General features: G+C 41.1%; 24 protein-coding genes. 13 read left to right on the forward strand and 11 right to left on the reverse strand.

Going from position 1 to position 26,030, the window contains the following annotated elements:
- The first annotated feature begins 253 nt into the window (after positions 1 to 253).
- The 8 genes from FTU66_RS01700 to FTU66_RS01735 all read left to right on the forward strand — a co-directional run bounded on the left by FTU66_RS01700 (position 254) and on the right by FTU66_RS01735 (position 10,459).
- Positions 254 to 1,627 (forward strand): diaminobutyrate--2-oxoglutarate transaminase, encoded by a 1,374-nt coding sequence (locus FTU66_RS01700; RefSeq protein ID WP_180112213.1) that lies wholly within the window; start codon positions 254 to 256, stop codon positions 1,625 to 1,627.
- A 4-nt stretch (positions 1,628 to 1,631) separates the two neighbouring features.
- Positions 1,632 to 3,164 (forward strand): aspartate aminotransferase family protein, encoded by a 1,533-nt coding sequence (locus FTU66_RS01705; protein ID WP_168418177.1) that lies wholly within the window; start codon positions 1,632 to 1,634, stop codon positions 3,162 to 3,164.
- 483 nt (positions 3,165 to 3,647) lie between these two features.
- Entirely contained in the window at positions 3,648 to 4,673 is a 1,026-nt protein-coding gene (locus FTU66_RS01710) for a substrate-binding domain-containing protein (protein WP_168418178.1), read from the forward strand.
- Between the two features lie 99 nt (positions 4,674 to 4,772).
- Positions 4,773 to 6,152, forward strand: a complete 1,380-nt coding sequence (pstC, locus tag FTU66_RS01715) for a phosphate ABC transporter permease subunit PstC (RefSeq protein ID WP_019837665.1) — start codon at positions 4,773 to 4,775, stop codon at positions 6,150 to 6,152.
- Positions 6,152 to 7,540 carry a phosphate ABC transporter permease PstA gene (gene pstA, locus FTU66_RS01720; RefSeq protein WP_168418179.1) on the forward strand — a complete coding sequence of 463 codons (1,389 nt, stop codon included), beginning with the start codon at positions 6,152 to 6,154 and terminating at the stop codon, positions 7,538 to 7,540. The genes pstC and pstA overlap by 1 nt, the downstream gene beginning before the upstream one ends.
- 13 nt (positions 7,541 to 7,553) lie before the next feature.
- Entirely contained in the window at positions 7,554 to 8,480 is a 927-nt protein-coding gene (gene pstB / locus FTU66_RS01725; protein WP_096901086.1) for a phosphate ABC transporter ATP-binding protein PstB, read from the forward strand.
- Between the two features lie 217 nt (positions 8,481 to 8,697).
- Positions 8,698 to 9,660: a protease SohB gene (gene sohB, locus FTU66_RS01730; RefSeq protein ID WP_180112214.1), complete on the forward strand. Its 963-nt coding sequence runs from the start codon at positions 8,698 to 8,700 to the stop codon at positions 9,658 to 9,660.
- Between the two features lie 172 nt (positions 9,661 to 9,832).
- Positions 9,833 to 10,459 (forward strand): cytochrome b/b6 domain-containing protein, encoded by a 627-nt coding sequence (locus FTU66_RS01735; protein WP_004971665.1) that lies wholly within the window; start codon positions 9,833 to 9,835, stop codon positions 10,457 to 10,459.
- A gap of 30 nt (positions 10,460 to 10,489) precedes the next feature.
- Here FTU66_RS01735 and FTU66_RS01740 read toward each other — a convergent pair whose 3' ends face one another.
- The 5 genes from FTU66_RS01740 to FTU66_RS01760 all read right to left on the reverse strand — a co-directional run bounded on the left by FTU66_RS01740 (position 10,490) and on the right by FTU66_RS01760 (position 15,013).
- On the reverse strand, positions 10,490 to 11,110 hold the full coding sequence (locus FTU66_RS01740; RefSeq protein WP_004971662.1) for a DUF2238 domain-containing protein: 621 nt from the start codon (positions 11,108 to 11,110) through the stop codon (positions 10,490 to 10,492).
- Positions 11,111 to 11,201: 91 nt separating this feature from the next.
- Positions 11,202 to 12,590: an adenylosuccinate lyase gene (purB, locus tag FTU66_RS01745; RefSeq protein WP_019837658.1), complete on the reverse strand. Its 1,389-nt coding sequence runs from the start codon at positions 12,588 to 12,590 to the stop codon at positions 11,202 to 11,204.
- A gap of 55 nt (positions 12,591 to 12,645) precedes the next feature.
- Complete coding sequence (gene hflD / locus FTU66_RS01750) at positions 12,646 to 13,377, reverse strand: high frequency lysogenization protein HflD (RefSeq protein ID WP_004971659.1); 732 nt, start codon at positions 13,375 to 13,377, stop codon at positions 12,646 to 12,648.
- Between the two features lie 12 nt (positions 13,378 to 13,389).
- Complete coding sequence (gene mnmA / locus FTU66_RS01755; RefSeq protein WP_104851771.1) at positions 13,390 to 14,523, reverse strand: tRNA 2-thiouridine(34) synthase MnmA; 1,134 nt, start codon at positions 14,521 to 14,523, stop codon at positions 13,390 to 13,392.
- 4 nt (positions 14,524 to 14,527) lie between these two features.
- Positions 14,528 to 15,013, reverse strand: coding sequence for an NUDIX hydrolase (locus tag FTU66_RS01760; RefSeq protein WP_180072263.1), 486 nt, complete (start codon positions 15,011 to 15,013; stop codon positions 14,528 to 14,530).
- 133 nt (positions 15,014 to 15,146) lie between these two features.
- Between FTU66_RS01760 and FTU66_RS01765 the strand changes: the two genes are divergently transcribed.
- A complete protein-coding gene (locus FTU66_RS01765) occupies positions 15,147 to 15,353 on the forward strand; it encodes a DNA-binding protein (protein ID WP_104851773.1) in 207 nt (68 codons plus the stop codon).
- 42 nt (positions 15,354 to 15,395) lie between these two features.
- Here the strand turns inward: FTU66_RS01765 and FTU66_RS01770 are convergent, their stop codons facing one another.
- From FTU66_RS01770 to FTU66_RS01785, 4 genes are all read right to left on the reverse strand, one after another.
- A complete protein-coding gene (locus FTU66_RS01770) occupies positions 15,396 to 15,926 on the reverse strand; it encodes a gamma carbonic anhydrase family protein (protein WP_004971648.1) in 531 nt (176 codons plus the stop codon).
- Between the two features lie 106 nt (positions 15,927 to 16,032).
- Positions 16,033 to 17,181, reverse strand: a complete 1,149-nt coding sequence (dacC, locus tag FTU66_RS01775; protein ID WP_004971646.1) for a D-alanyl-D-alanine carboxypeptidase PBP5/6 — start codon at positions 17,179 to 17,181, stop codon at positions 16,033 to 16,035.
- A gap of 117 nt (positions 17,182 to 17,298) precedes the next feature.
- Entirely contained in the window at positions 17,299 to 17,691 is a 393-nt protein-coding gene (locus FTU66_RS01780; protein WP_004971644.1) for an MCR_0457 family protein, read from the reverse strand.
- A gap of 317 nt (positions 17,692 to 18,008) precedes the next feature.
- Positions 18,009 to 18,380 (reverse strand): MCR_0457 family protein, encoded by a 372-nt coding sequence (locus tag FTU66_RS01785; RefSeq protein ID WP_026438310.1) that lies wholly within the window; start codon positions 18,378 to 18,380, stop codon positions 18,009 to 18,011.
- Between the two features lie 211 nt (positions 18,381 to 18,591).
- Here FTU66_RS01785 and surE point away from each other — a divergent pair, with 211 nt between their 5' ends.
- From surE to FTU66_RS01800, 3 genes are all read left to right on the forward strand, one after another.
- Positions 18,592 to 19,368, forward strand: coding sequence for a 5'/3'-nucleotidase SurE (gene surE / locus FTU66_RS01790; RefSeq protein WP_096901077.1), 777 nt, complete (start codon positions 18,592 to 18,594; stop codon positions 19,366 to 19,368).
- Positions 19,369 to 19,474: 106 nt separating this feature from the next.
- On the forward strand, positions 19,475 to 20,302 hold the full coding sequence (locus FTU66_RS01795) for a peptidoglycan DD-metalloendopeptidase family protein (RefSeq protein WP_096901076.1): 828 nt from the start codon (positions 19,475 to 19,477) through the stop codon (positions 20,300 to 20,302).
- Positions 20,303 to 20,397: 95 nt separating this feature from the next.
- Positions 20,398 to 21,327 (forward strand): LysR family transcriptional regulator, encoded by a 930-nt coding sequence (locus FTU66_RS01800; protein WP_131261144.1) that lies wholly within the window; start codon positions 20,398 to 20,400, stop codon positions 21,325 to 21,327.
- A gap of 82 nt (positions 21,328 to 21,409) precedes the next feature.
- On the opposite strand, the gene FTU66_RS01805 is transcribed toward FTU66_RS01800, so the two are convergent.
- On the reverse strand, positions 21,410 to 22,621 hold the full coding sequence (locus FTU66_RS01805) for an aspartate aminotransferase family protein (protein WP_131261143.1): 1,212 nt from the start codon (positions 22,619 to 22,621) through the stop codon (positions 21,410 to 21,412).
- Positions 22,622 to 22,782: 161 nt separating this feature from the next.
- On the opposite strand from FTU66_RS01805, the gene grxD reads away from it, so the two are divergent.
- Positions 22,783 to 23,124 (forward strand): Grx4 family monothiol glutaredoxin, encoded by a 342-nt coding sequence (gene grxD, locus FTU66_RS01810; protein ID WP_019837647.1) that lies wholly within the window; start codon positions 22,783 to 22,785, stop codon positions 23,122 to 23,124.
- 123 nt (positions 23,125 to 23,247) lie between these two features.
- Here the strand turns inward: grxD and FTU66_RS01815 are convergent, their stop codons facing one another.
- Positions 23,248 to 25,941 carry an ATP-binding protein gene (locus FTU66_RS01815; RefSeq protein ID WP_180112215.1) on the reverse strand — a complete coding sequence of 898 codons (2,694 nt, stop codon included), beginning with the start codon at positions 25,939 to 25,941 and terminating at the stop codon, positions 23,248 to 23,250.
- Between the last annotated feature and the right edge of the window lie 89 nt (positions 25,942 to 26,030).

Here is a 26,030-nt window from a genome sequence, read left to right on the forward strand (position 1 = left end):
AGTTAAATTTTCTTTCCTTTGTCACAATGTAAGATGATAATTCAATCGAATCATCTGCAAGATATGTTTTTTCGATGAAATTAGGCAATATTTGGGTTAAACCTGTTTATTTTCTAGAAAAATTAGGTATTATCCCGCTTCCTAGTCTTGAAGAACAAAACTCTATCTCGCTAGATCAAAAAAGCACCGAGTCAAAAGACCGCAAGTCACCAGACTTATTTCTTTCAACCCATATCAGAGATGGTAATTCGATATGAGCGTTACTTCTGTAAACCCTGCCAACCATTCCACAAACGAATACTACTTGACTCGCCAAAGTCAGATGGAATCGAATGTGCGTAGTTATCCTCGTAAATTACCGTTAGCGATAGCGAAAGCACTGGGTTGTTGGGTTACCGATGTTGAAGGTACTGAGTACCTAGATTGTTTGGCTGGGGCAGGAACCTTGGCATTGGGCCATAACCATCCTGAGGTGGTTCAAAGCATCCAAGACACTTTAGCGAGTGGTTTGCCATTACACACCCTAGATTTAACGACACCTTTGAAAGATGCTTTTACTGAAGCGTTGCTTTCACACATGCCTGGCGGCCAAGAAGAGTACTGCTTACAATTCTGTGGTCCTACAGGTGCAGATGGCACTGAGGCTGCAATTAAACTGGCAAAAACCTACACAGGTCGTAGCTCAGTTATTAGTTTCTCAGGTGGCTATCATGGTATGACACATGGCTCATTGGCCATGACAGGTAACCTGTCTGCAAAAAATGCAGTAAATGGTTTAATGCCTGGTGTTCAATTTATGCCGTATCCGCATGAATACCGTTGCCCACTTGGCATTGGTGGCGAAGCGGGTGTAGATGCGTTAACGTATTATTTTGAAAACTTTATTGAAGATGTAGAAAGCGGTGTCACTAAGCCTGCAGCTGTAATTCTTGAAGCAATTCAGGGTGAAGGCGGTGTTGTGACTGCACCAGTAAAATGGTTGAAGAAAATCCGTGAAGTGACTGAAAAGCACAACATCGTTTTAATTCTAGACGAAGTACAAGCGGGCTTTGCACGTTCAGGCAAAATGTTTGCATTTGAACATGCAGGTATTGAGCCAGACGTGATTGTTATGTCTAAAGCTGTTGGTGGTGGCTTGCCATTAGCTGTACTTGCTATTAAACGTAAGTTTGACGCATGGCAGCCTGCAGGTCACACGGGTACTTTCCGTGGTAACCAATTGGCAATGGGTACTGGTCTTGTGGTGCTTAAAACCATTAAAGAACAAAACCTTGCACAAAACGCGCAAGAGCGTGGTGAGTTCTTACAAGCTGAATTGAAAAAATTAGCTGTTGAATTCCCATGTATTGGTAACGTGCGTGGTCGCGGTTTAATGATTGGTATCGAAATTGTAGATGAACGCCAAGAAAAAGACCGTTTAGGTGCTTATCCAGCAGATTCTCAATTGGCTGCTGCTGTTCAAGCTGCATGTTTTGACAACAAATTGTTGCTTGAGAAAGGTGGTCGTGGTGGTACGGTAATCCGTTTACTTTGCCCACTAATCATTACTCAAGAAGAGTGTGTAGAAGTCATCGCTCGCTTCAAGAAAGCAGTTGCTGAAGCGTTAGTCGCAGTTCGAGGCGCATAAGTTTATGGTAGATTTTGCAGAACATCGTAAAGCGTTACTCTGCAATGATGCTCAATCCATTGCTGACTACAGTGCAGCAATGGAACAAGCGACTCAAGCAGTCGCGGCATGGTTGCAAAATGACAAAATGTACACGGGCGGTAGCATTAAAGAATTGCGTGAAGCGATTGCTTTCCAGCCGTCTAAACAGGGTTTAGGTGTACAAAAGTCATTGGAACGCATGGTAGAGCTTTTCTTAAACAAAAGTTTAAAAGTTCATCATCCACATTCTTTGGCACATTTGCATTGCCCAACCATGGTGGCAAGCCAAATTGCAGAAGTGTTAATTAATGCAACCAACCAATCTATGGATTCATGGGATCAAAGCCCTGCAGGTTCATTGATGGAAGTACAGCTAATTGACTGGTTACGTCAAAAAGTTGGCTATGGCGCAGGTCAGGCAGGTGTGTTCACATCAGGTGGTACACAGTCCAACCTAATGGGTGTGTTGTTGGCACGTGACGCTTGTATTGCGAAAAACTGGAAAGATGAAAACGGTAATCCGTGGTCTGTTCAGCGTGATGGTGTACCAAGCGATGCAATGCGCAACGTAAAAGTCATTTGTTCTGAAAATGCACACTTCTCTGTGCAAAAGAACATGGCGATGATGGGTATGGGCTTCCAGTCGGTTGTTACTGTACCTGTGAATGAAAATGCACAAATGGATGTGGTTGCACTTGAGCAAACCATGGCACATTTAAAAGCAGAAGGTAAGATTGTTGCCTGTGTGGTTGCAACTGCGGGTACAACCGATGCTGGTGCGATTGATCCACTTAGAAAGATTCGTGACATCACCAATCAATATGGCGCGTGGATGCACATTGACGCGGCTTGGGGTGGGGCATTAATTCTTTCTAACAGTCATCGTGACATGCTTGATGGTATTGAGTTATCAGACTCTGTAACACTGGATTTCCATAAGCATTATTTCCAAACAATTTCGTGCGGTGCGTTCTTGCTGAAAGATGAAGCGAACTATCGTTTCATGCACTATGAAGCAGAATATTTGAACTCTGCGTATGATGAAGAACATGGTGTACCAAACCTTGTGTCTAAGTCATTACAAACGACACGTCGTTTTGATGCATTGAAGCTTTGGATGACTATTGAAGCTTTAGGTGAAGAGCTTTACGGTTCAATGATTGACCATGGTGTAACCTTAACTCGTGATGTTGCTGATTATATTAAAGCAACGGCAGGTTTAGAGTTATTGGTTGAGCCTCAGTTTGCTTCTGTATTGTTCCGTGTAGTGCCTGAGGGTTACCCTGCAGAGTTCTTAGATAGCCTAAACCAAAACGTAGCAGATGAATTATTTGCGCGTGGTGAGGCCAATATTGGTGTAACGAAAGTAGGCAATATCCAATCATTGAAAATGACGACGTTAAGCCCTGTTGCAACATTAGACAACGTGAAAAACTTACTTGGTTTAGTCTTGACTGAAGCAGAACGTATTAAAGATGCAATTGCTGCGGGTACATATACACCAGCAATTGACTAATGGCTGAATTACAGCAATTCTGATCAAATACAGCAAAAAAAGTCACTCCGGTGGCTTTTTTTGCGCCTATTGTTTAGCGAGCGTATAACGATGCTAAAAATGTTTTGTTAATTTGAGTGTAATAAAAGAGTTAATCGTAGAATTTTCAACAGTTTTAGGCGTATTTGTAATAGAAAATAATTAAAATTGATGAATAAAACAGCAAATATTGCAGAAAAATTCATGAAAAAAGATGACATTGGCATGAATTATTACATTTTAAAAATAAATTTAAGAAAAAAATGAGCACAATAATATTTTATTACATATTGATTTTTAAGGAAATTAAAATAAATCAATGCAGAAAAGGCAAATATAACCAAAGCGTAACAAAGTTGTAACATGGCTGTCATATTATAAAACCACAATGCAGTTATCGAAATAAGTACAAAACTTAATAACAAGTGACGTACTCCGAACTTGCATACATTGAGAGAGAACAGAATGCGCTTTACAAACATCGCCATTGCTTTAGCCGTATCTGCAGCAGCTGTAACAACAACTGCAAACGCAGCTCGTGACACCATCCAAATCGCGGGTTCTTCAACCGTTCTACCATACGCAAGTATTGTAGCAGAAGAATTTGGTAATACTTTCCCACAATTCAAAACTCCAGTTGTTGGTTCAGGCGGTTCTTCAGGTGGTTTGAAGCAGTTCTGTAACGGTGTAGGTGATAACACAATCGACATCGCGAACTCTTCTCGTAAAATTAAAGATTCAGAATTAGCAGCTTGTAAAAAAGCAGGCGTTAACCAAGTTTTAGAAATTAAAATTGGTTACGACGGTATTGTATTTGCATCAAATGCAAACAAAGCAGCTTATAAATTAAAGCCTTACCACGTGTTTGCAGCTATTGCAGCTGAATTACCATCTAAAGGTAAAATGGTTGCTAACCCATATACACGTTGGAACCAAATTGACAAAACACTTCCAAATGAGCCTATCACTTTAGTTATTCCAGCATCTAACCACGGTACACGTGAAGTGTTCCAAGAAAAAATGGTTGATGCAGGCTGTGAAGCTTACTCAGCAATTAAAGCTTTAGACAAAGATGCGAAGAAAAAAGCATGTACATCTTTCCGTAAAGATGGTCGTGTAATTGAAATTGCGGGTGACTACACAGAAACATTGGCTCGCTTGAAAACTTCTCCAAGCGCAGTAGGTGTATTTGGTTTAGGCTTCTATGACCAAAACCGTGACCGTTTACGTGTTGCAACTGTAAACAACGTAGCACCGTCTGAAAACACAATCTTAAATGGTTCTTACCCTGTATCACGTCCATTGTTCTTCTACGTGAAAGGTGAGCACCTTAAATCAATCAAAGGCTTACCAGAGTTTACTGAATACTTCTTGAGCAAAAAAGTATCTGGTAAAGGTTCTAAGTTAGACAAAGCAGGCTTAATTTCTATGTCTGACAAAGAGCGTGCACAAGTTCTTGCTAACTTCAAAGCTGGTAAAGCGGTTAAGTAATTTGAGTTAAAACAGCTGATGGCAGGGAACAACCTGCCATCGGCTTTTTGCTAAGAAATGTTTTTTCAAAAACGAAATTGAAAAAACAGTGGAGAATACATGAATCTGCTACTCATAGGTGTGTTATTGGCCATTATCGCCATAGCCTATCAAATCGGGTTAAGCAAGAGCCGTAACCTAGCAGGTAAGGGAAATAACTCTGCAATGTTACATTCACGCCCAGGATATTATGGCGCGTTGGTAGCATTATGGTGTGGTATCCCTGCTTTTTTAATTTTGATTGTTTGGAACTTGGTTGAACCAAGTATTCTAGAGCAAGTGGTGTTAAATAATGTGCCTGCGCACATTGCTGCTGGTCTAGATCCTGCAAGTACCAGTGTTTTGGTTGATCGTGTACAAGCGATTGCTTCTGGTTTTGGTGTAAGTGATACACCAGCTGCTTATGAAATTGCAGCAGCAGAGCAATTGTCTAAAGTAGCAACGATTGGTTCATACGCTAAACTTGCGGTTGTTATTTGTGCGGCTTTATTTGGTCTGGTGTGGGCAAAGAAACGTGTTTCACAACAATTCCGCGCACGTAACCAAGTTGAAAAAATCATCAACATTTCTTTGGCATTATGTTCTGGTGTCGCGATTCTGACTACAGTCGGTATTGTGATGTCTATGTTCAGTGAAGCAATGCGATTCTTTAGTTTCGTTAGCCCACTGGATTTCTTCTTTGGTACTGTCTGGAACCCAGGTTTTAGTACATCGGGTAGTGCAGACGGCAGTTATGGTTTATTGCCATTGCTGTGGGGTACCTTAATGGTCAGTGGTATTGCCTTACTTGTTGCAGTACCAATTGGCTTAATGATTGCAATTTATCTAGCAGAATATGCATCTCCTAAATTCCGTGCTTGGGCAAAACCAACCATTGAAGTTTTAGCGGGTATTCCAACGATTGTATATGGTGTATTTGCCATGATGATCATTGGTCCGTTCTTAAAAACTGCAGGTGCCTTAATTGGACTCGATATTAATGCCACTAGTGCATTAACTGCAGGTCTGGTCATGGGTATTATGATCATTCCATTTGTATCTTCATTGTCTGATGACATTATTACGCAAGTGCCGCGTGCGCTACGTGATGGTTCTTTAGGCTTGGGTGCAACCAAATCTGAAACCATTCGCCGTGTGGTTATGCCAGCTGCATTACCAGGGGTGATTGGTGCGTTCTTACTTGCTGCGTCACGTGCGATTGGTGAAACCATGATTGTGGTGTTAGCTGCAGGTAATAGTCCTTTACTACACGCAAACCCATTAGAGGCGGTATCTACGGTTACGATTACGATTGTCAACCAATTAACAGGTGATACAGATTTCGCAAGTCCGCAAGCATTGGTTGCTTTTGCACTTGGCTTGACCCTGTTCGTGATTACCTTAGGTTTGAACATTGTTGCACTATACATCGTGCGTAAATATCGTGAGCAATACGACTAATGAGTACTTCAAATACATCGTCTTTGGATCAGTTAGATCCACAAGCTGCTGCCGAATTACGTGAACAACGTAAAAAGACTATCGCCAGTTCATTGGGTAAGCGCCATCGTAAGGAAAAAACTTTCCGTATTATGGGGCTGTCGGCAGTTATCGCAGGTTTATTCTTTGTCGTGTTGCTTTTTGGCAGTATTTTGGCCAAAGGCTTGCCAGCATTTTGGCAAAGCAGCATGAGCCTTCCAATTTATTTCGATCCAGCAGTTGTGAATGTAGGTCCAAAACCGAAAGCAATTGCAGGTGAGTCACCAGCCCAATACGAAGAACGTATGATTGCGTGGCAAACTGAAATGGGCATGGTAGATTGGGATGCCCTCATTGTGAACGGCATTATTGCTAAAGATAAAGCGCTAGAAGCACAGCGTGATGATCTTGGCTATTTATATACCAGTTCTGAAGCGTACCGTGTACGTGACATGGTGTTGGCTGATCCATCACTGATTGGTCAAACCAAAGATGTTAAAGTACTTGCAGATGCTAACGTAGATGTATGGTTAGAAGGTAATATTGACCGTAGCCTGCCAGATGAGCAGCAACAGTTAAGCCCTGAAGTACGTCAATTGGCAGACAAGTTAGAGTCACAAGGCATTATTGAAAGTACATTCAATACCAACATTTTTGTTAGCCCAGACTCACGTAGTTCTCCTGCAACATCTGGTTTGGCGGGTGCATTCATGGGTTCTTTATTCATGATGCTAATTGTGATCTTTATTTCGATTCCAATTGGTGTGGCATCGGCAATTTACTTAGAAGAATTTGCGCCAAAAAATGCCATTACTGATATTATTGAAGTGAACATTAACAACTTGGCTGCTGTACCTTCTATTGTGTTCGGTTTGTTAGGTGCTGCCATCTTTATTGGTTGGATGCACTTACCATTGTCTGCACCGTTGGTGGGTGGTTTAGTGTTAAGTTTAATGACTTTACCAACCGTAATTATTACCACACGTGCATCGTTAAAAGCAGTGCCACCGTCTATTCGTCAGGCAGCTTTAGGTTTGGGCGCATCGCGTTTACAAACTGTGTTCCACCATGTACTCCCACTTGCATTGCCGGGTATTTTAACGGGTGCAATTATTGGTGTCGCACAAGCTTTAGGTGAAACTGCACCATTGTTATTAATTGGTATGAGTGCCTTTGTTGCCAGTGTACCAGCAACTCCATTTGATCAATCTACTGCGTTACCTGTGCAAATTTTCTTATGGCAGGGTAATGAATTGCGTAACTTCTTTGAAGGACGTACCGCTGCAGCCATTATCGTATTGCTTGCGTTAATGATTGGCTTGAACAGCCTTGCAATCTGGTTACGTAAGAAGTTTGAAGTACGCTGGTAATTGAGGGCAGAATATGAATACTGTAGCAAGCACAGAAAAACCAAATTCCTTAGAACAGGATAAACAAGTGAATCCACAGCAAAGCCAATTTACATCTCCAGATGTAGAACAGAAGCAATCATCAACTTCGTTTGTTTCACAGTTTGATACACAAGCGTCTAGCAAAAAAGAAGCTAAGTCTTCAAATGTGAAATTAAGTACCAATGATGTGCATGTGTACTATGGTGAATCTGAAGCAATCAAAGGTATTGATTTAAATATCTATGAAAATGAAGTGATTGCATTTATTGGTCCATCTGGTTGCGGTAAATCTACTTTCTTGCGTACTTTAAACCGTATGAACGACACCATTGATAGCTGTCGTGTAACGGGTAAAGTGATGTTGGATAACCAAGACATTTATGATCCTAACCTTGACGTCGTATTATTACGTGCGCAAGTTGGTATGGTGTTCCAAAAGCCAAACCCATTTCCAAAATCAATTTTTGAAAACGTAGCCTATGGCCCTAAACTGCATGGTTTAGCGCGCGATAAATACGATTTGGAAGAAATTGTAGAAAACAGTTTGCGTAAAGCTGGTTTGTGGGATGAAGTGAAAGACCGTTTGAATCAACCAGGTACTGGTTTGTCGGGTGGTCAGCAACAACGTCTTTGTATCGCACGTACCATTGCGGTAAGTCCAGAAGTAATTTTAATGGATGAACCATGTTCGGCACTTGACCCAATTGCAACGGCAAAAGTAGAAGAATTAATTTCTGAACTTTCTACTCAATATACAATTGCAATTGTAACGCACTCTATGCAACAGGCAGCACGTGTATCTGACCGTACTGCATACTTCCATTTGGGTGATTTGATTGAAGTGAATGCAACTGAAAAAGTATTTACTCAGCCAGACCATCAATTAACAGAAGCGTATATTACAGGTCGTTTTGGTTAATTTTCAAAATTTGTATAAAAGGACCGCAAATCAAACCGATTTGCGGTTTTTTTATGACGAATGTTTAGTACCTAGCATGATTTTTGCTTTTGCACAAATTAAACGGTAATGAGATTTAAAATCGATTAAATTAAGCAAATCAACAAGGTGATATTGAATTTTTAAGTTCAGCCCTCATCTTAAGCTAAGCACAAATAAAATTGAGAATTGCGGATCTATGTTATTTCATTTACCTAAATTACCTGCCGAAATTCGTATTAGCCATTTAAATGCGCGAATTAACGACCAACGAAAAAAAATTGCGCAAACTACGGCATCTAAACTTGAGTTGTTGCAACTTAGCCAACAAATGGCACGTGAAGCACGTGCTCGTAAAAAGAACAATCAAAAAATTTATGTACTTGACTTTAAAGGCGATACTGCTGCATCTGCAGTAGAGCAATTACGTGAAGAAATCACTTTGGTTTTGGCAACAGCAAAAGCAGGTCGTGACCGTGTGGTGGTGCGTCTAGAAAGCCCAGGTGGTATGGTACATGGCTATGGTCTTGCTGCTGCGCAATTGGTACGTTTACGCGATGCAGGATTCCATTTAACCATTTGTGTCGATAAAGTTGCGGCAAGTGGTGGCTATATGATGGCATGTATTGGTTCAGAAATTGTGTCAGCGCCATTTGCGATTTTGGGTTCTATTGGCGTAGTGGCACAAGTGCCTAACTTTAATCGCTTGCTCAAAGAAAAAAATATAGATTTTGAGATGTACACAGCAGGTCAATACAAACGCACTGTGACCATGTTTGGTGAAAATACCGAAGAAGGCAAGGCTAAGTTTGAAGAAGAATTGCAACAAACTCATGTACTATTTAAACACTTTGTCGAAAAATACCGTCCACAACTGAATGTTGAAAAAGTGGCAACAGGTGAGCATTGGTATGGTCAGGATGCACTGGATTTAAACTTGGTAGATAAGTTACAAACCTCAGATGAATACTTACTAAGTTTGTTGCCACAGCATGATATTTATGTGATTCAAACCCGTAAAAAGCCAACTTTGGGTGAAAAACTGGGTTTGCAAGCTGCACAAATGGCAGACAGTTTGATTCCTGCAGTGATGAATAAACTGGTTGATAGCCTAAGCAAAGCCAACAGCAGTTTGTTGCAAATCCGTGATCCTAAACTGTAATAGTGATGATCTAACTTCTAAAATTTATCTAAAAATTGCGCTCAATTGAGCGCAATTTTTTTATTCACTTTTATTCAAAAATATAGGGTCTTTGATTTAAGCATCTTAATTTTCAATTCAGCTTGATGTTATATCTTTGTGATAAGAACAAAACCACCTTGATAGATTGAATATGCAAACAAATAGTGTGCCCGCGAAGCAATCAACATCTACAGATTTAATGATTCGCTTTTTGCATGTGGTGATGCTGCTAAGTTTTACAGGGGCTTACTTAACAGGTGATGCGGAAGAATGGCATCAGTTACATATGGCTTTTGGCTATACGTTGGGGATTAGTTTAGCTTTACGAATCGTATGGCAGGTGTTGAGTATGTTGAACAGCACACAGCCGACAGGAATTTCTAAACGTTTAGGCATGATTCAACAATTTGTAAAACGCGATTGGAAACAGCCACAGCAGTTTTTTTCATTACCGTTTTTAAAGTCAGGCAGTTCCAGTGCGTTTCAATTCAGTATTTTGTTGATTTGGTTGGCATTGCCTTTAACTGTGTTGGTTGGATTTTTCACCGATTATACCCAAAGTCATACTTTAAAAGAGCTACATGAATTTGCAGCAAATTTATTCTTAGCTGCGGTATTGGTGCATTTAGCGAGCTTAACTTTAAGCAGCGTATTGTTTAAAAAATGGCTTGCCAAAACCATGTTTTGGGGGTCGGGTAAACCTGCAGTATTAACGGTGTTGATCTGGATGATTTCAGTCGCAAGTTTAGCTGGCTTCTGGTGGTGGTATTGGCAATAAATTTGGATTTAGTACGAAAGAGGCATCCTGTTAGGGTTTCTTGATCAAGTAGAAGCATCCCATCAGCATTGCTCCTATCGTTGCTAAAAGCATATCCATGTGTGCATCCCAAATATCACCTTGCTGACCATTATAATTTTCAGCATCTTCTGGCGATAAGCCAAGCGCAATGAGCCATTCCACCCATTCATAAATTAAACTGCTTGCCATGATAAATTGAATGACCAAAAGATATAAAACGATAGGTTTGTTTTTTGGAAACCAGACTTCAAACAAGCGCAATAAAACAGGATAGAGCAAAATACCATAAGCCAAATGCACAAAACGGTCATACATATTGCGTGACCAACCCATGCTCTGATCTAAATTGAAGCCAAAGCTGTGCAAAATCCAATCATTATAGGGTACATAAGAATACAGATAATGTGCTCCGACAATATGAATCAGTAAAAATATTAAATACAGCACAAAGCTAGAAAAACTCAGTCCTACTTTTTTAAACGCAATCAATAAAGCCGCGAGCATAAAAACTGTGCCTGCCTGATGCAGTAGATACGATTCAAATTCCAGTGGTTGAATACTGGCAGCAAGCATGGCGAGTATAACCAAGCCTAAAGCACAGTAATGTTGAATGCGGAATTGATTTTGCATGTGATGTTTAAGTTGGAAGATTTGTTTTATTCTAATAAAAATGCGAAGCCGAAGCTTCGCATTTTTGTATTGTGATGAATGCTTTTACAAATTAGATTTTAGCAATTAAATCTTGAATTTGTTTTGCTTGTTCAGCTGCATTACCTGTGTAAGTTGCAGGCGTCATTGTCGCTAAACGTGCGCGATCTGCTGCAGGAACGCCTTCCAACTCATTACCATTCACGAAATCTACCATCATGTCACGTGTCATAGCTTGACCACGTGTAAGAGCTTTTAATTTTTCGTATGGTTTTTCGATGTTATAACGACGCATCACAGTTTGAATTGGCTCAGCCAATACTTCTTGAGCATTGTCTAAATCTTCAAGAATACGTTGTGCGTTCAATTCAAGTTTGCCAATACCTTTAGAGCAAGCTTCAAATGCGATCAAGCTTTGTGCAAAACCAACACCCATATTACGCAATACAGTCGAGTCAGTTAAGTCACGTTGCCAGCGAGAGATTGGTAATTTTTCGCCTAAGTGAGCCAAGACTGCATTGGCGATACCCAAGTTACCTTCAGAGTTTTCAAAGTCAATTGGGTTTACTTTGTGCGGCATGGTTGAAGAACCAACTTCACCTTCTTTCAGTTTTTGCTTGAAGAAACCAAGTGAGATGTAGCCCCAAACGTCACGGTTGAAGTCGATTAGAATGGTGTTGAAACGACGTAGCGCATCAAACAATTCTGCCATATAGTCGTGTGGCTCAATTTGAGTCGTGTATGGGTTAAAGCTTAAACCTAAAGACTCTACAAATGCTTGAGAATGTGCAGGCCAGTTGATTTCTGGGTATGCAGAAAGGTGAGCGTTGTAGTTACCTACTGCACCATTGATTTTGCCCAAAAGCTCAACTTGCTTGAACTGTTTGATTTGACGTGCAAGACGATATGCCACGTTTGCCATTTCTTTACCCAAAGTTGTTGGGCTTGCAGTTTGACCGTGAGTACGTGACAACATTGGTTGATCTGCGTGTTTTTCTGCCAATGCAACAATCGAATCAATGATTTGCTGCATCGCTGCAACCAATACTTCACGACCATTTTTAAGCATTAAAGCATGTGACAAGTTGTTGATGTCTTCTGAAGTACAAGCAAAGTGAATGAACTCACCTGCATTTTTTAACTCATCAATGTTGGCAATTTTTTCTTTTAAGAAATATTCAACTGCTTTTACGTCATGGTTGGTGGTGCGTTCAATTTCTTTAATGCGGTTGGCATCATCTTCAGAGAAATCTGCAACAATTGCATCTAATGCAGCATTCGTTGCAGCACTGAAAGCAGGTACTTCGGTAATTTCAGGACGATTGGCAAGCGCTTGTAACCAACGCACTTCAACAGTCACACGAGCATGGATTAAACCAAACTCAGAGAGGAAAGGGCGGAGAGCATCACATTTGCTTGCATAGCGCCCATCTAATGGAGAAAGTGCGGTTAAAGCGTTCATATCGATTCCTTAAACTTTGGAATTAAACCTAAAACAAAAGCGTGTTCAGCATAGTTTAAACCACCTGATACTGTAAACGCGCCAGATCTTGAATATCACGTAATAATTTACGTTTGCTAAATACCATGCCCCATGAACTGCCACCAAGTTGACGCCAAAGGTGTGCCATTTGTAAGCCTGTAAAAAGCGAAGCTCGAATTCGGTTGGTATGTGCAGAATCCTTAAATGCTTCTGCATTGCCACGTACCATAATGCGCGGGTTAATTTGTCCCGCAGTATCGACATAGGTTTGGGCTAAATTGGCAATAATACTGGGATGCAAATAGTTATGATCAAAAAATGAAAGTTGTTTTAAGATTTTTTGCTGTGACTGCTCAATAATTTCGACGTATTTAGGATTGCTATACACTTTCTTTTCTAATTGTAAGAGTGCCATCGCATACGACATGGGTAGTTTGGTATTGGATAGTTTAGGTAAACGCGATTTAGGAGCAGTATTAAAAGGTTGGTTGATGCTGCTTTCTAGCGTTTTTAAACCCAAAGAAATATCGGCCAAATGATTAAAAAAATCCAAAGTTTGCGAACTGTGATTGCTACTCGGACGGATATTTAAACTGGCTTTAATTAATTGCTCAAAATAAAAGTTACCGCTTTCACCAATACTTTGTCTGCCTGTGAGTGCAGTCATGTGCGTGAGCTGGGTGGCTTGAAACACACCCGCTAACGCCAAGGCACGATTTTGGCGAACATTCAGAGTTGGTGACTGTTGAAACGGTAACTCTGTCATCCAAAACAATCCTTAAATAAAATCGGGTTTAGGTGCATTGGTATGGTGAATCACACCACCGCCTAAACACATTTCGCCTGAATAGAATACGACACTTTGACCAGGAGTGACTGCACGTTGTGGTTCATCAAATTCCACACGTACACCGCCAGGCATGCTGTCATCATTGAAAATTACACAGTCCTGATCATCTTGGCGATAGCGAGTGCGACAAGTACAACGGAAGCCTGACGCTGGAATTTCTTGTTCACCTGCCACCCAATCAATTGCTTCGCTCCATAAAATAGTGCTTTGCATGAGTGGATGTTCATGACCTTGACCAATCACTAAACGATTGTTTTCAATATCTTTATGCAGGACAAACCATGCACCTTCAGCAACACCTTTTAAGCCGCCAATACCAATCCCGCCACGCTGACCGAGCGTATAGTACATTAAGCCGTGATGTTCACCAACCTCTTTGCCATCGTCTAAAACAATTTTTCCAGCTTGAGCAGGCAAATATTGTTTTAAGAAATCATTAAAGCGACGTTCACCAATAAAGCAAATCCCTGTCGAGTCTTTTTTCTTGGCAGTGACTAAATCTAGTTCTTCGGCAATTTTTCGGACTTGCGGCTTTTCAATTTCGCCCACAGGGAACAAGGTTTTATTGATTTCACGACCATGCACTGCATGTAAGAAATAGGTCTGATCTTTATTTTTATCTAAACCACGTAACAGTGGAGCGTAGGCTTCACCTTTGGAGTTGTACTGCGTTTCACCACGACGAGCGTAGTGGCCTGTAGCAATAAAATCTGCACCTAAATTCATGGCGTGATCTAAAAAAGCACGGAACTTAATTTCTTTATTACATAAAATATCTGGGTTTGGCGTGCGTCCTGCGGCATATTCGGCAAGAAAATGCTCAAAAACACGATCCCAGTATTCCATAGCAAAGTTAGCGGTGTGTAACTTAATGCCTAGTTTGTCGCACACCGCTTGCGCATCGGCAAGATCTTCCATTGCAGTGCAATATTCGGTGCCGTCATCTTCTTCCCAGTTTTTCATGAAAAGCCCTTCAACCTGATAACCTTGTTGAAGTAGAAGTGCAGCAGAAACAGATGAATCTACACCACCTGACATACCGACGATGACACGTTGTTGCATAGGATTAGGCATCCAAACTTGAAATTAGGGGAGAATTTTGGTGCTCGTAAATGAGCGCTAAAGGATAAGACTGACCACTGAGCGCATCTTGAACCGCTCTCATTACCAACGGACTACGGGCACGTGCAGATTCAGCCAGTTCATCTGCAGACATCCACACAGTACCGATAATGTCTGGATCGAGCTGGGCTTGCACATCATGTTGCAGCGATTCGGCTAAAAAGCAGAAACGGTAATAGGTGCGGTCGGGAAACATGGGCGGGGTATAACTATAAATACCCAATAAAGCATTAATTTTGACCTGATGCCCAGTTTCCTCCATGGTTTCACGCAATGCAGCTTCAATTAAGCTTTCGCCCGCTTCAACATGCCCTGCAGGCTGATTAAACACGCTATGCGTCACACCTTCTGTATGTTCTTCAACAAACAGGAATTTTCCGTTTTTTTCGATAACGGTGGCGACAGTAACGTGAGCAGTCCAAGCGGTCATTGAAAAGCACCATGGGGTAAAACGCATATTCTACAAAATTTAGGGGGATGTGGCTATGTTGAAAGGGGATTTCTTTAAAACTGTAAATGTAGGTTTGTGTAGTTGTGGGAAGATGTGAGGGGTACTTTGTTCTTTGATTCATTTGGTGATGCTGGATGTGATCTCATTTGCGCTAGGTGTTGTTGCCAAAGTCAAAGCTATTGCACAAATAGAAAAAGAGGCAGATATTGACCGTAAAGCTTTGTATAAAACTCTAAGTCAAGATTCAGCCTCTCGATTTGATAAGATTAATCATGTCATTCATACACTGAGTTTAAAATTAACGGTGCAGAACGTGTAATCCCTCAAATTACAACAATCAAAAAGAACTTTGAGGGGGGGATTATTGATAATTCCCCGCCACTTTTACATAGTGTCGTGCAGAATAAGGTAAAAACTCTTTTTCCTTGTCAGTTAAAGGACGAACTTTTTGCACAGGGCTACCCACGTACAAATAACCACTTTCCAAACGCTTACGCGGAGGTACTAAAGACCCTGCGCCAATCATCACATCATCTTCAATAATGACATCATCCAAAACAATTGTGTTGATGCCCAATAACACCCGATTGCCAATGGTGCAGCCGTGCAAGGTCACACCATGTCCAACCGTGACATCTTCGCCAATAATCAGCGGTGAACCTTCAGGTTTGTCGGCTTTTTTATGGCTGACATGCAGCATGGCATGATCTTGTACATTGGAATTTTGACCAATCCGAATATGGTTAACATCACCACGAATCACAGCAAATGGCCAAACCGATACATTTGCGGCCAAATGCACATCACCAATTACCACCGACAATTCATCTACATAGCAGCTAGCGTCAATTTTTGGGGTTTGCTCTAAATAAGCACGCACATTTTTTTTCATGATGGACAAATCTTTAGCTTATAAATTTAGGATTGAGGACAGTATAAAATAAAAAAGCACACATGCGGGCATGTGTGCTTTGCGCTTTAGTCTAAGCTTATGAATCTTAGAATAAGTTGCTAAAGAATTGTTTGATATGGTCTAGCATACGTGCAAAGAAACCCGCTTCTTCCACTTCCTGCAACGCCACCAATGGTTTTTCAGCAATCACTTTACCATCTAAGGTTGCGACATATTTACCAATCACTTGACCTTTTTTCAAAGGAGCAGTCAATTTAGGTTGAACCACCAATTGAGTTTTAATTTGGTTGGCTTTGCCTTTTGGCATGGTCACGTTAAAGTTTTCTGGCAAACCAATTTGTGCTTCTTTGCTTTTACCGTACCATACTTTTGCTTTAGCTAAGACTTGGTTGGCAGGCTGTACACGTACAGTTTCGTAGTTTGCATAACCCCAAGCTAACAATTCACGAGTTTGAGTTGCACGAGCTTGCATGGTTGGCGCACCAAAAATCACCGAAATTAAACGCATTGGGCCACGTTTAGATGAAGTGGTTAAGCAGTAACCCGCTTCGTTGGTATGACCTGTTTTTAAACCATCCACGCTTGGGTCGGTATATAACAGGGCATTACGGTTGCCTTGTTTAATTCCATTAAAAGAAAACTCTTTTTCAGAATAAATTGGGTAGTATTTTGAGCTGTCATGGATGATGTGCTGCGCTAAAGTCGCCATATCTTTTGCGGTAGAAAAGTGACCTTCAGCAGGCATACCCGTAGAGTTCATAAACTGGGTATTGCTCATGCCAATACGTTTGGCTTCTTCATTCATCATGTGAACGAATGTGCCTTCATTACCTGCAATGTGCTCTGCCATGGCTTTAGATGCATCGTTGCCCGATTGCACGATAATTCCGCGTAGCATTTCAAGTACGGTTGCTGTGCCATTTAAAGGAACATACATACATGATTCTGTGCTGCTGCCACGACACCATGCAGACTCATTCATGCGGACTTGTTCATCTTCCGTGAGTTCGCCTTTTAATAACTTTTGTTCAATGATGAAACTAGTCATCATTTTGGTCATTGAGGCAGGGGCGAGTTTTTCGTTTTCATTTTTTGAAGCTAAAATTTGTCCCGTCTCATAATCCATCAAAACGTATGATTTGTTATTGAGTTCTGGTGGTGTAGCTAAGACAGTTGCTGCATAAGAAAAGCTTGGTAATAGTAATAATGCAGCAAGGGCGCTTTTTGGGGTCATTCTAAGAGGTTCCAATACTTGAGGTATGCACAAAAGAGCTAGCATTTTAGGGCAAAGCTCAGCCGACTTCTATGGGAGAAATCGGCTTATTGATAAAAGTATTGTAACCAAATTGTATTATCTGCTATATGCTGTCAATTCTTGGCAAATTGCTTGGTTTTTGGCTGTTCCAGCAGCTTTGGCATCGGCACGGGCTTCTTTTAAAATTGGCTGGAAGCTTTTTTGTTTGCTGAGTTTACTTAAGGCAGTAACAGCGTCTTTTTCTTTAGGCATATATTCTTGGGCAAGTTTTGTATAACCCTGATGAAATTGATCTTGTTCTTTGACTAGTGAAGGGCAAACTTCAGATAACACATAAATAGCGGCTAATTCTTGCTGAGTCACTTGTTGTAATGGCGTCACTTCAATATTTTCTTCTTGCGCAATTGCGGCTTGACTTAAACCCAAACTGAGCGCAACTGCGCCAAAAAAATGAACTGCACGTGAATTTTTTAAGCCAGAAAATTGCATATCAAGTACCTTAAATATTGTTTGAACTGAATCTACCGATTCATTTAAGTGCTTATAAGATGAATCATTTATTTGCGAATTGAAAGAGTGAAAATGTATTAAAGCTGTGTGATCTGAGCGCAAATCATGTATAAAAAGTGAAGATTAAAGTCTGAAATTTGAAAATCAGTGGCTTGATATAAAGCGTAAAATAATAGTGGAAAAATACCAGATATAAAAACTAAGCATAAAATTTAAGGCAAACTTTGAAAGTTTGCCTTAAAGGGTGAGTATGCAAAATTATTTACAGGCTCAAAATAGTATTTAAATCATGTGATTTAAAGTGCTAATTCTAAAGCTTCCTGACACACTACTTTTTGCTCTTCTTTGGCTGTATCTTTTGCTGCTTCACGCGCTTCAGCTAAAACGGATTGATATTCTGCGTCGGCTTGTAGTTTGGCAAGCGTCATGTTCGATTCTGAATAATCTTGTAGATAAGTTTGAATCAGTGCTTGAATATTGGCATCTAATTTTGCATTTTTTCCAATCAGTGCAGGGCACATTTCAGTCATGACTTGTGCCGCTGCAACATCTTCTTTCACAATCGTATTGGCTTCTGCTGCAGTCAAATCTTCTGCAATTACAGACTGCGTTAATACAGCAGCAAAACCTAGACCCAATAAACGACGAAATGACAAAGCTAAAATCATGAGAATCACATATATTTTTGGATGGATGTTAAGCGCTAAATATATATAATCTTTTGTATATTTCAATGAAATGTGCTGATCAGTCATTTTGTTGTCGTGTGCTTATTAAATGTGCTTAGGCATGAATCAGGCACAAACAAGTTTAAGATTGAACCGACGTTGCTATATTTTAGTATATAACCTTTATATTTGTTTTATCTGAGATTTTTCTGTGAATATTTTGATAGCCAATGATGATGGCGTGTTTGCACCTGGTATCCAAGCTTTGGCGAAAGCCTTAAAACCTTTGGGTCGCGTGGTGATTGTTGCACCCGAAAGTGAACGCAGTGGTTTTTCGAGTGCGCTGACTTTAGACCGACCATTACGTCCTGTGCAAATTGCTGAAGATGTCTGGGCAGTGAATGGTACACCTGCAGACTGTGTCTATTTGTCGATGAATGGATTGTTCGATTTCGAATTTGATTTGGTGGTCAGCGGCATTAACAGCGGTGCAAATCTAGGGGATGATGTACTGTACTCAGGCACAGTCGGTGCGGCATTTGAAGGACGTTTGATGAAACAGCCTGCGATTGCGGTATCACTTGCAGGGCATAATGTACGTGCTTATCAGCATCCGCAAGATTATATGCAGGCAGCGCAGTGGGTACATGACTTTATTGCTCAAGGTTTACCAAGTTTACCTGCACGACATATTTTTAATGTGAATATTCCAGATGTGCCAGTGTTGCAGGGCACAAAAATTACCTATCAAGGACAGCGTACCCAATCTAAGCCAATTACTAGTCAGGTCGATCCACGAGGGCGTCAAGTGTATTGGATTGGTTTGTCGGGCGAGGCAGTGGCTGCACCGAAAAAAGGCTTAACTGAAATTGAGTCTGATTTTTTTGCGGTAGCAAATGGCTATGTCAGCGTGACACCAATTCAGATGGATGCCACCAATTATGACGTTTTGCAATCATTGCACAGTCAATTTTCCCAAATTGGCTAACTAATGTTATAACTTTGTGAAAAAGTAGCTTGTAAGCCTCATTACAAGGACTTTTTTGCTACTCTTAGCGCAATAGAAAATATTTAGAATTTGTAGAGAGGAAAGAATGCCTGTGGTGTTTCAGTATCGTTTATTTAGCACACCAACAGCATTGTTGAAAACCTTAGTGTTATCAAGTGCTGTTGTGGCTACCGTCGTGTTGAGTGGTTGTGCCTCTAAACCTCAAGTGAATAATTCTGCGCGTTATGCAACAGCGCCGAATTTTTATACTGTACGTTCAGGTGATACTTTAAGTGGTATCGCTGCACGTTATGGTTTGAGCTATCTCAGCATTGCAGAAATGAATGATATTGCACCGCCGTATCGTATTTATGTCGGGCAGTCGATTCGTTTGAAAGCGGGCAATGCACCACGTACAACAAGCACTCGCCCTGTAACACAGGCTGCACCAATTCAACGTCAAACAGTCACATTACCAACGACACCTGTGACACCTGCACCGGTAACATCGACTACAACCACGACCACTAGCTCAACCACACCAAGTACACCTGTGCGTAGCAGCACATTGCGCTGGGTGAAACCATCACAAGGTGCTGTGATTGCACAGTTTAATTTGGCAAGTAATATCAAAGGAATTCGTTACGGTGGCAATGTGGGCGATCCAATTTATGCCGCAGCAGATGGGCAGGTGGTTTATGCTGCAGATGGATTAAAAGAATATGGGAACTTGATTTTAATCAAGCACATTGATGGTTATATCACCGCCTATGCACATAACAGTAAGATGAATGTGAGCAGTGGTCAAAATGTCACAGCGGGTCAAAAGATTGCTGAAATGGGTTCTTCTGGTGCAACACGTACCATGTTGGAGTTTCAGGTACGTCTAGATGGCAAGCCAATCAATCCAACTAATGTTTTACCAATAAATTAAATATCACGAATACAAAGCATAAATTTCACCGTATAATACAATAAGTTGCTTTTATCGATAGATGAGGGCAACGATTATAATTTCAGAGGGAATTTATGTTAGATCAACTTCGAGCAATGGGTGTATTTGCTTGTGTTGTTGAAAAAAGCTCGTTTAGCGGTGCAGCACGTGATTTAGGGATCACCACCAGCGCCGTCAGTCAGCAAATCCGTTCACTAGAACAAGATATGGAAGTCACGCTTCTGCATCGTTCTACTAGAAAACTGAGTTTGACTGAAGCAGGACAAGCTTTTTTCCACAGTTGTCAAGAAATGCTCGCCGCTGCTGAGCGTGGTAAAATACGCATTAATGAGTTAAGAGATGATTTGGTCGGTGATTTAAGAATTGCCACCACTCCAGAATTAGCCGCGAACCATGTGATTCCCGCACTTTCTCATTGGCTGTCTGCCCATCGTGGCTTGTCTGTACATCTAGAAACCGACAATCAATACATTGACCTGATTGATGGTCGTATTGATATTGCGCTGCGTATGAGTCCAATAATTGAAGATCAAAACCAGCATGTGATTCCTATTGCACTTATTGACCAAGTTTTAGTCGCATCACCTAGTTATTTAAATCAAACCGCGCCCATTTCACGTCCTGAAGATTTAAAACATCACGAGTTAATTCCATTAACCATTATGAAGAATTTTCAGCAACTCAATTTTAAGCATATCAGCACTGCTGAAAATGTGGATGTAGAGTTGGGCTCGCGTCTATCGACCAATAATGTGTTGGTGTCTAAATCTTTGTGTATGCAAGGGCATGGGCTTGCGCGAATTTTGCATTTGGATATTCAAAAAGATTTGCTTAATGGCAGTTTGGTTGAAATTTTGCCTGAGTGGAAATTACCCGCATTTACCTTGTATGCAATCATTTCCAAACATGAGCAACAACCGATGAAAGTACATCGTTGTTTGGAAGCCTTAAAACAATATTTTTCTCAATTGCCGGGTGGGCGAGTGTTTCAAGAAGCATCTTAATTGAATGTTGATAATATACTGATCGACCATTTATTTAGCAAAAAGCCGCAGTTCAAACTGCGGCTTTTTGTTAGGGATTTATTTAAGCCAAGAATTTTTTAATCATTGCTACAAGGCGTTCAATCAATTGATCTGCCTGGGCTTGAGTAATATTTAATGTTGGCAATAAACGCACTACAGAACCTGCAGTTACATTAATAATCATTTTGTATTCATCGCGGGCAATATCGACCAACTCTGCACATGGTTTTGGTAATTCAATACCAATCATCAAGCCAAAACCACGCACGCTTACATTTTGGTCTGCGAGTTGTTGACGCAATTGTTCCACAATGTAGCCACCCATTTTTGCTGCATTTTCTACCAAGTTTTCTTTCTGGATGGTGTCAATAACAGTGTAAACCACGCGTGAACCTAACGCAGTACCACTGTAGGTTGAGCCATGATTACCAGCAGTAAGAACGCCCACACCACGACCTTGAGTCATGACTGCACCAATTGGGAAGCCATTGCCCAAACCTTTCGCTGTAGTCAATACATCAGGCACAATATTGGTGTGCTGATAAGCAAAGAATTTACCTGTACGACCATTTCCTGTTTGTACTTCATCCAGCATCATCAGCCAGTTGTGTTGATTACAAATACGGCGGATGTCTTCTAGGTAGCTAAAGCCTTGTGGTGCAGTATTCACACCGCCTTCACCCTGAATCGGCTCGACTAAAATAGCCACAATATCAGGATGCTGAATCGCAGCTTCTTCAATGGCTTCGACATCACCAAAAGGCACACGAATAAAGCCTTCAACCAAAGGTGCAAAACCTTCCTGAACTTTTTTATTGCCAGTTGCAGACAGGGTAGCCAAAGTACGACCGTGGAAAGAGTGATCTGCAACAATAATTTTAGGATTGGCTACGCCTTGCATATGACCGAATTTACGTGCAATTTTAATTGCACCTTCGTTAGACTCTGCGCCACTGTTTGAAAAAAACACTTCTTCCATGCCAGCAACTTGCGCCAATTTTTGTGCAGCAGCAGTCTGCCACGGCACTTCAAACAAGTTACTGGTGTGAATTAAGGTAGCCGCCTGATCTGCAATGGCTTCGGTAATTGCAGGGTGTGCGTGACCTAAACCACATACGGCAATGCCTGTAAGTGCATCTAAATATTCTGTGCCATCTTCAGTATAAAGATAAGAACCTCGACCGCGGACAAAGCTGATCGGCTGACGGCCAAATACAGGCATCAAATGTGATGGTTGATCAGTTTGCACAGGAGCAAGGGTAATGTTATTCATGACTAACTCTTATCTGTTAGGTTGGAGGGAAAAACTTATATAAGCAAAATCTACTGCAGATGAAAAGCCTAATTGTAAATAAAATTGGATTTATTGCTTTAGACGTACTGTTTTGCTCGGTTTTGGGTATAATGCCACACAGATGAGTTGAGGATTTACCAATGACTGAACAAGTACGCGATACCGAAGCGTTAATTCGTGAACAAATTGCTAAACATGCTGTTCTTCTTTACATGAAAGGCACACCACAATTTCCACAATGCGGTTTTTCTGCGCGCGCAGTAGAAGCACTCAGTCAAATTGGTCGTCCTTTTGCTTATGTGAATATTTTAGAAAATCAGGATATTCGTACCACTTTGCCAAAAATTGCCAACTGGCCAACTTTCCCACAATTGTGGATTAACGGTGAGTTGATTGGTGGTAGCGATATTATGTTGGATATGTTCCAGAAAGGTGAGTTAAAGCCTTTAGTTGAGCAATACAGCCCAGCACCTGAAGCTTAAAGTATTGGACTTGGGTCACACTAGACCAAAGTCATCCATACAAAAAAGTTGATATAAAAAAAGCGCCTTGGCGCTTTTTTTATATCTGGAATTCACTTGAATAGCTGATTTGAATCACTGCACTTAGTTTACCGCAGTACTTTTAGTTGCAAGTTCAGCAGTTTCAGCCGACTCAGCAGTGACTTCATCAGAAGTTGCCGCATCAGATGGTTCAGCCGATTTCTGTTTTTTCTTGGCTTTTTGCGCTTTGTCCTTTTTCTCTGGGTCTTTTTTGTCCTTTTCTTTCTTGGACTTTTTCTTTTTCTTTGGCTCTTCTTCAATTTCAGCACCATCTTCAATGGCTTGCCAATACTCAAGTTGTTCCATCACTGCAGCGTAAATTGAACCTTTACTGTAACGTCCTTTTTTAGTGAGTTTACCCACAGGACGCGCCATTAAAATTTCTAAGGCTTGGTCAATGGTATCAATGGCGTGAATGTGGAACTGACCTTGTTCTACCGCTTCAATCACATCTTTACGCAACATAAGGTGCTGCATATTTTGACGTGGAATAATCACGCCTTGCTTGCCAGTTAAACCTTGCAGTTTGCAGGCATCAAAGAAACCTTCAATTTTTGCATTCACTCCACCAATTGGCTGTACTTGACCAAGTTGGTTCATGGAGCCTGTAATGGCCCAAGATTGGTCAATAGGTAGTTGGCTGATTGCAGAAATCAAAGCAGAAAGCTCTGCCACTGTTGCACTGTCACCATCAACCTGACCATAACTTTGCTCAAAGGCAAGGGCAGCAGAAAAATGTAAAATTTGCTCACGGCCAAAATGTGCTTTGAGGAAACTGGCCATCAACAACACGCCTTTGGCATGTAAAGAACCGCCAAGTTCAACACTGCGTTCAATATCTAAAATATCGCCGCCGCCTTGATAGACTGAGGCGGTTAAGCGCGAAGGTAAGCCAAACTCGACATCGGCATAGTGAATGACCGACAGGGCATTAATTTGCCCCAAACGATGTCCGCGAGTTTCTATTAACTGCGTACCGCGTGATAAATCTTGCCAGTACAGTTCTCTTAAATAGCCTAAGCGATATTTGCGATGATCCAGTGCGGTATTGATATGCTGTTCGGAAACCGTTTTATCGCCCGCCTGTGCCGCATGGTGATGCGATTCACGAATTAAATCCCCCAAGGTGAGGGCATGTAAGGAGAGTGAGCTTTGATCTTCAGCTTGACGGCTTGAGTCAGTAAGTAAAGCCGCCAAAGCAGAACGGTCAAATGGTAATAATTTGTCAGATTGCACATAGTCGGCAATCAGCTGCATATATGCCTGCTCGTTTTCGTCATTACGTTGTAATGTATCGGTAAAGTCGGCACGGATTTTAAACACGCTGCCAAGTTCGGGTTCTAGCTCTAAAATTTCATAATAAATTTCAGGCTCTGCCAGTAAAATCACTTTAATATTTAGTGGAATGGCTTGCGGTTCAATGGAAATGCTGCCTGTTAAAGTTAGCATGTGTTCCAAAGATGAAAGTTTCAATTGCCCCGATTTTAAAGCGCGTTTCAGTCCTTGCCATGCATAAGGCTGTTCCAGTAACTGCTCTGCTTCGAGCATCAAAAAGCCGCCATTGGCTTTATGTAAGCTACCTGCACGAATTAAGGTGAAGTCAGTGGTAATGGTGCCGTTTTGCGTGAGTTGTTCTACATGCCCCAATAAATTGTAATGGGTTGGAAAATCTTCAAAAATAACAGGTACACCGCTGTTGGGTTTGTGCGTCACAATAATATTGGCTTGGTAGCGCGCAGGAATACGGCTAAAGGTGCCAGGACGGAAATCATCTTCTTCCTGTTCTAAAACAAACTCGACATTATTAATAATATCTTCGGCATAGTATTGTAAATATTCAGTCAAACCTTCGACACTAGGATATTTATTTTGAATAATATCAATGCGTGGCATTACCACTTGTTTGGCAATATCACGGTTCAGGTCTTGTACTTTGTCACGTGCGTCATCTTCTAAATCGCCTAAATGCAAACCCAAACGCTCCAGTTTTTTATTCATATAACGAATATTGGACGCAATTTCTGCACGGGTTTTGCTGTCCAAGGCGTTAATATCTTCCTTAGACATTTCCTGCATTTTGTCATTTTTCAGATGCACGGGTACAAAGCAATGTTCATCTTCCTGCGCAATCAGTTTTAAATCGAGTTCTTCACCTTCACTGGTCAGCTCAATTAAGGCTTGTTGCTGTTCATCACCCGCTTGCTGACGAATCATTTCAATGCGGTTGTGATAGGTTTCTGCGGTAAAGCGACGTTCGAGTTGCTTTAAAATAGTTTGCCAAGTTTGATGTAACAAACTTTGAAATTTAGGCGCTTGACCTGCAGGCAGTTGCAAGGCAATCGGTTGGCGCGGGTGTTTGAAATTATTGACATAAACCCAGTCATTCGGTGTGGGCATGCTCTTGGCATGTTGCTGCAGCAAACGCTTGACCATGGTACGTTTGCCCAATCCCGCCGTACCCACTGCAAAAATATTGTAGCCAGAATATGGCAGGGAAATACCTGCTTCCACCGAAGCGCGTGCCCGATCTTGTCCTAAAAAATTATTCAGCGGTTTAATGCGTCGGGTCGAAGCGGGAATGTTATCGTAATTTGGAATATGGGTTAGTTGTGTTGCTTTGAGTCGTGTATTTTCTAAAGTCGTTTGTATTTCGCTTTGTTCAAAGGCAGAGCTGAGAAGCGGTTGTTGTTCATCTTGCGCTGCTGTTGTTGTGTTGGTTGTCATTGATGGGGTGATTTGATCAAGTCTTTGGGTCACTGTAGAAATCCAAAACGAAATATTGCAGTTAGAAGTTTAAAGGTATACAGGTTTAAGCGGAAAATTCAAGCTAAGCCGTAATTTTTACT

Origin of the sequence: Acinetobacter sp. YH12131, assembly GCF_013418635.1 — a bacterium.
Lineage (GTDB): Bacteria > Pseudomonadota > Gammaproteobacteria > Pseudomonadales > Moraxellaceae > Acinetobacter > Acinetobacter towneri.

Bases quoted from the DNA above. Each gene is read 5' to 3' on its own strand.
- pstC (WP_019837665.1), top strand. From the start codon at position 4,773: ATGAATCTGCTACTCATAGGTGTGTTATTGGCCATTATCGCCATAGCC.
- mnmA (WP_104851771.1), bottom strand. From the start codon at position 14,523: ATGCAACAACGTGTCATCGTCGGTATGTCAGGTGGTGTAGATTCATCT.
- purB (WP_019837658.1), bottom strand. From the start codon at position 12,590: ATGAACGCTTTAACCGCACTTTCTCCATTAGATGGGCGCTATGCAAGC.
- FTU66_RS01780 (WP_004971644.1), bottom strand. From the start codon at position 17,691: ATGCAATTTTCTGGCTTAAAAAATTCACGTGCAGTTCATTTTTTTGGC.
- FTU66_RS01770 (WP_004971648.1), bottom strand. From the start codon at position 15,926: ATGAAAAAAAATGTGCGTGCTTATTTAGAGCAAACCCCAAAAATTGAC.
- FTU66_RS01795 (WP_096901076.1), top strand. From the start codon at position 19,475: ATGCCTGTGGTGTTTCAGTATCGTTTATTTAGCACACCAACAGCATTG.
- FTU66_RS01785 (WP_026438310.1), bottom strand. From the start codon at position 18,380: ATGATTTTAGCTTTGTCATTTCGTCGTTTATTGGGTCTAGGTTTTGCT.
- grxD (WP_019837647.1), top strand. From the start codon at position 22,783: ATGACTGAACAAGTACGCGATACCGAAGCGTTAATTCGTGAACAAATT.
- FTU66_RS01700 (WP_180112213.1), top strand. From the start codon at position 254: ATGAGCGTTACTTCTGTAAACCCTGCCAACCATTCCACAAACGAATAC.
- FTU66_RS01705 (WP_168418177.1), top strand. From the start codon at position 1,632: ATGGTAGATTTTGCAGAACATCGTAAAGCGTTACTCTGCAATGATGCT.
- pstB (WP_096901086.1), top strand. From the start codon at position 7,554: ATGAATACTGTAGCAAGCACAGAAAAACCAAATTCCTTAGAACAGGAT.
- hflD (WP_004971659.1), bottom strand. From the start codon at position 13,377: ATGACAGAGTTACCGTTTCAACAGTCACCAACTCTGAATGTTCGCCAA.
- dacC (WP_004971646.1), bottom strand. From the start codon at position 17,181: ATGACCCCAAAAAGCGCCCTTGCTGCATTATTACTATTACCAAGCTTT.
- FTU66_RS01800 (WP_131261144.1), top strand. From the start codon at position 20,398: ATGTTAGATCAACTTCGAGCAATGGGTGTATTTGCTTGTGTTGTTGAA.
- sohB (WP_180112214.1), top strand. From the start codon at position 8,698: ATGTTATTTCATTTACCTAAATTACCTGCCGAAATTCGTATTAGCCAT.
- FTU66_RS01735 (WP_004971665.1), top strand. From the start codon at position 9,833: ATGCAAACAAATAGTGTGCCCGCGAAGCAATCAACATCTACAGATTTA.
- FTU66_RS01740 (WP_004971662.1), bottom strand. From the start codon at position 11,110: ATGCAAAATCAATTCCGCATTCAACATTACTGTGCTTTAGGCTTGGTT.
- FTU66_RS01710 (WP_168418178.1), top strand. From the start codon at position 3,648: ATGCGCTTTACAAACATCGCCATTGCTTTAGCCGTATCTGCAGCAGCT.
- pstA (WP_168418179.1), top strand. From the start codon at position 6,152: ATGAGTACTTCAAATACATCGTCTTTGGATCAGTTAGATCCACAAGCT.
- FTU66_RS01805 (WP_131261143.1), bottom strand. From the start codon at position 22,621: ATGAATAACATTACCCTTGCTCCTGTGCAAACTGATCAACCATCACAT.
- FTU66_RS01760 (WP_180072263.1), bottom strand. From the start codon at position 15,013: ATGACCGCTTGGACTGCTCACGTTACTGTCGCCACCGTTATCGAAAAA.